This window comes from Martelella sp. (genome assembly GCF_984369615.1).
In genome coordinates this window covers 1-3,274 of the sequence record NZ_CFHTCS010000432.1, presented here as the reverse complement: position 1 = coordinate 3,274, position 3,274 = coordinate 1, and the positions used below count along the sequence as shown (strand labels likewise).

General features: G+C 61.0%; 6 protein-coding genes. 1 reads left to right on the top strand and 5 read right to left on the bottom strand.

Translation table 11 applies throughout. The features are described 5' to 3' along the window. The 4 genes from AC5DC2_RS21695 to AC5DC2_RS21680 form a co-directional block, all read right to left on the bottom strand. Positions 1–234 (bottom strand): transposase domain-containing protein (locus AC5DC2_RS21695; protein WP_491699986.1); only part of this gene is annotated, 234 nt, incomplete at its 3' end. A gap of 58 nt (positions 235–292) precedes the next feature. Continuing rightward, positions 293–640 carry an IS66 family insertion sequence element accessory protein TnpB gene (gene tnpB / locus AC5DC2_RS21690; RefSeq protein WP_024707707.1) on the bottom strand — a complete coding sequence of 116 codons (348 nt, stop codon included), beginning with the start codon at positions 638–640 and terminating at the stop codon, positions 293–295. Further along, on the bottom strand, positions 637–936 hold the full coding sequence (tnpA, locus tag AC5DC2_RS21685; RefSeq protein WP_051424042.1) for an IS66-like element accessory protein TnpA: 300 nt from the start codon (positions 934–936) through the stop codon (positions 637–639). Before tnpA ends, tnpB begins: the two co-directional genes overlap by 4 nt. 13 nt (positions 937–949) lie before the next feature. Further along, entirely contained in the window at positions 950–1,306 is a 357-nt protein-coding gene (locus AC5DC2_RS21680) for a hypothetical protein (protein ID WP_024707709.1), read from the bottom strand. A gap of 232 nt (positions 1,307–1,538) precedes the next feature. On the opposite strand from AC5DC2_RS21680, the gene AC5DC2_RS21675 reads away from it, so the two are divergent. Continuing rightward, on the top strand, positions 1,539–2,039 hold the full coding sequence (locus AC5DC2_RS21675) for a hypothetical protein (RefSeq protein WP_015740143.1): 501 nt from the start codon (positions 1,539–1,541) through the stop codon (positions 2,037–2,039). Between the two features lie 32 nt (positions 2,040–2,071). On the opposite strand, the gene AC5DC2_RS21670 is transcribed toward AC5DC2_RS21675, so the two are convergent. Then, on the bottom strand, positions 2,072–2,998 hold the full coding sequence (locus tag AC5DC2_RS21670) for a DUF2493 domain-containing protein (RefSeq protein ID WP_024707710.1): 927 nt from the start codon (positions 2,996–2,998) through the stop codon (positions 2,072–2,074). Between the last annotated feature and the right edge of the window lie 276 nt (positions 2,999–3,274).

The following is a 3,274-nucleotide window of genomic DNA, read 5'->3' as shown; positions in this document are numbered from 1 at the left end:
CAGACACATCCGCGCGGTCATCGCGGCGGCGGCAATCTCGCTTGTTTCCAGGGCCAACTGAAGCTGTTCCGCAGTCTCAGACGACGCGCCAAACCGGTGCGCTCGGTGCCCGGCCAGCTGGTGCCGCAGCTTCTCGATCAGGATCGCCTGCGCCTTCACCTCGGCCAGAAGCCGCGCGGTGAAGCTGCGCAACTCCTCGGGGTCTTCCGGCAAGGTCAGGGTGCGATCCAGCATGCAAGAAGATTATCCCACTGTATTCCTTGTGGGAATCCTTCTCTTGCAGGATGGCAGATTATCCCGCAGCCAGAGGCTGCCATGACCGCTGCGGCGCGCGCCAGTCGATCCCTTCCAGCAGCATCGCCAACTGTGCAGGCGACAGCGCAACCTTCCCCTCCTTGGCCGAAGGCCAGACGAACCGCCCCTTCTCCAGCCGCTTCATGAACATGCAGGCGCCTTGACCATCCCACCAGATGACCTTCACCAGATCGCCCTGACGGCCACGGAAGACGAACAGATGTCCGCTGAACGGGTCTTGCTTCAGCACCGCTTCGGCCTGAGCCGCCAGCGCCGTGAACCCCTTGCGCATGTCGGTGACACCCGCCGCCAACCAGACCCGTGTGTTAGCCGGAACCGGGATCACGCCGTCAGGCCCCGGATCAGCCGCGCCAGCGCCTCGGGGTCATACCCGCCGCTGATCCGCATCTTATGCCCGCCCGCCAGTTCGATCTCGATGTGGTTCACTGCGGCGGGCATCGCCACAGGCGCCTTCACCTCCGCGACGATCTCAACCGGCAGAAAGCGCGCGACATCGGCCGCGTCGGCATCTGCAAACCGGCGATCGCGCAACCAGGCAAAGACCAAATTGGCGTTCACGTCATACCGCCGGGCGACCTGGCTCACCGACACACCGGGCACACGCGTCTGCCCGCAGATCATCCGCTTCTCTTCGTCAGACCAAACCCGACGCTTCCGACGCTTCGTCACAAGCAACCCCGATAGTGTCCATTATCCGATAGTGGACACTACCCTCTACGCAGCACTCCCGGCAGAGCGGGCACGCCGGACGCTTACGACGCGCCCACATCGGGCGGATCAGCATGAGCAGGCCCTGACCAACAGCCAGCGTTAGACCGGCGGCGAGAAGACCAACGACGATGCCGCCGAGCCAACCAGCCCCAGTATCATAGGCCAAGGCGCCTGCATTCAGGCCAATAAAGAACGGCAAAGCGAATACGGCGAGATTGAACAGCAGCCAGCACATGGTGCCGATGGCTGCGATGGAAACGAGGATTCCGAGAACGATCATGGTGGTGTCTCCGTGCAAAAGGTTGGACGGTTGCGCCTTCCACCACCACCACGGCGCAGCCACAGAATAGCAGCATTCCTCTCACCGGGCGAGATGAGATAGTTTGTAAGGTCAAGCCTCTCTGTAAACTTGCCGCTTGAACAAGAAAGCTGATGCGTCTGGTAGACCAGTATCGGCTCTACCTCTACGGTGGTTATATTGTTGGGTGGTGGAAGGCTGCGGGTTAAAGTCTATGGCAGAAATCGATTGGTCAGATCGAGCATTTTACGACGATGGCGAATGGGTAAGCTGGTCAGACATCGATGAGCAGCTTCGTCACAAGGAGTGGGGAGCGAAGTATCCAAACGCCATCCGATCAATGATCCCATATTTTGAGGACCTGATCTCACTCGCTGAGAGCTACCATCTGGAGACTGGCCTGCATTTGTCCGTGTATGGCGACATCGGCGAATTGTTCGGGGCCATCACCTACGGCATCAAGTTGAACAAGACCTACGCGCAGGGTTCGGACGGCAGGCTCGAAAACGATCATGTCGAAATCAAAACCATCACACCTTTCAAGACCAAGGACGTGGTGATGGTGGATACATCGAGGCATTTCAACAAGTTGCTCGTGGTCAAAATAAATGCGGAGTTCCAGGTCTCCGGGCGAATGGTCAGCCGCAAGCAATTGCCAAAGCGCTCAGGCCGTTATCTCCGGATTCGCTGGGAGGACCTGGCGCTCTTGCAGTAGTGCGCAATGGCGTTATGCCGAACCGGCAGCGCTCACGCGCTGCCGGTCCCGAAGCGATAAACTGGGATGCCCATCTTGCGAGCCTTGTCGGCCAGGTTGTCCTGAATACCCGTGCCGGGGAAGATGATGACCCCGATCGGCATGATGCCGAGCATCTGGTCGTTGCGCTTGAACGGTGCTGCCTTGGCATGTTTTGCCCAGTCGGGTTTGAAGGCGACCTGTGCGACCTTGCGGTTATTGGCCCAGGTGGCCGCGATGCGTTCCGCGCCCTTGGGCGATCCGCCGTGCATCAGCACCATGTCCGGGTGCTTGGCGTGGACCTGATCGAGCTTGGCCCAGATCGTCCGGTGATCGGTGGTGTCGCCACCCGAGAAGGCGATCTTCGGTCCTGCGGGCAGCAGCACCTCGTTGTCGGCACGGCGCTTTGCGGCGATGAAGTCGCGGCTGTCGATCATGGCCGAGGTCATCTGGCGATGGTTGACCCGTGAGCCGGAGCGTTGCGACCAGGGCGTGCCGGTAGTGCGCAGATAGATGTCGGCGGCGGTTTCACGGAAGGTCTCCATGCTGTCGCGGCGTTCGATCAGGCTTTGGCCTGCACCGATCAGGGTTTCGAGCTGGACGGATTTAACTTCGCTGCCGTCCTGTTCGCGTTGAAGGCGTTTCTGCGCCTGCTCGTTATCGTCGAGTTTGTGCTCGATCCGCTCGACAGCGCGGTGGAAGGTGTTGACGGTGGACCAGAGGATTTCGTCGAGGTCGAAATCGAGGCTGGTGTCGGCCATGGTGGAAATCAGGGCGTCGAAGATGTCGGAGACTGCGCCCTGGATGACGTGATCTTCGGGTGTGATCCGGGGATCGGCCTCGTCTTCGGAGGGGCGGTAGCCGTAGAGTTCGAGTTCCTCGATGGCATGGCCGGTCGGGGACGTGCTGTGATCGGGTTCGAAATCGTCGTGCGCGTACATGGGATGCTTCCGTCAGTTGGACCGCGACCGTCGCGGCCTTCATGGCGACGAAAGCGCACGGGCGCTCCGGTCTGGCAGCGCGAGCCTCTGGCGAGTGCCTTGATGGCAAAGCCCGGCTGATTTGTTTCGCGCTGTAAAGGCGGCTCCGCCGCCGACGGAAATCAGTCGGGCGCCGCCATTGCCGGGCCGGAGCGTTTGTGGGCCGCTCGCCCTCTCAAGAAGGCCAAGGCGCGGACCTCTTGCCGAGGTGCTACTATCCCTTGCCCATGGCGGGAT